This window comes from Paenibacillus sp. AR247 (genome assembly GCF_002968895.1).
GTDB classification, from domain to species: domain Bacteria; phylum Bacillota; class Bacilli; order Paenibacillales; family Paenibacillaceae; genus Paenibacillus_AQ; species Paenibacillus_AQ favisporus.
Genome location: NZ_PCZT01000056.1, coordinates 1 through 728, shown reverse-complemented (window position 1 = coordinate 728; position 728 = coordinate 1). Strand labels below are relative to the sequence as shown.

Here is a 728-nt window from a genome sequence, read left to right as displayed (position 1 = left end):
AGCTTGGTCACAATCCCGCTCCGTCTCCGGTCCTTTCTCCATGGACCTGAAGTCTCGCGGAGCCACCAACGGATGGATCTCAGCTTCACCGTCATGGTAAATAACTTCAATATCCGCGTTGACAACGCCGCACTGCATTTGGTTCGTGTAACCGATCAGCAGCAAATAGATCCGCCGGCCGCTGCAGCCGACAGGAAGTTCAAGCGAGTCCGGAAACACGTCCCAACGGGAAGCAAAGGCACCGTTAGGAAGCTGCGGATCCCGCTGCTGCAAAAAAGATACCCCCGCTTCCGTCACCACAAGTCCGTTTGCGTTGACCTGGCGGCTCAGCAGAAGGTCGTTGATGAGTTCCATGCCGATCGATCGGGTTACGCACCAATTGGAAGGAATTAAATGGATCGGGACCTGCAGCGAGCAAAAGGGGCTTCTCGGCGACAAATACTCTATACGGAACAAATCGCCGGCCCTTGCGTTAAAAGCCTGTTCGATCGGAATATGGTGCAGCTTCACACCAGCTGCAAGCTTTAGGGTCCAATCCGTGTACGAAGCTTCCGCCTCCATTTGTTCTCCGTCCGGCAGGGATAACTTCAACGGAAAGCGGTTGGTCCCCGGCAGCGCCTTTGCCCCGTTCATCCGAAATGTCAGCGGACCGGTGCTCTCCCCTTGCCGCAGAGCGATCGCGTAGGAGTCCTGCCCGAAGGACGCTTCGAATTGCATATATTCCTGCG

Annotated in this window: 1 protein-coding gene; it reads right to left on the bottom strand. The window is 55.9% G+C overall.

The window, feature by feature from the left end; genetic code table 11:
- A partial coding sequence (locus tag CPT76_RS35715; RefSeq protein WP_219845501.1) for a hypothetical protein occupies positions 1 to 717 on the bottom strand: 717 nt, incomplete at its 3' end.
- Positions 718 to 728 lie beyond the last annotated feature (11 nt).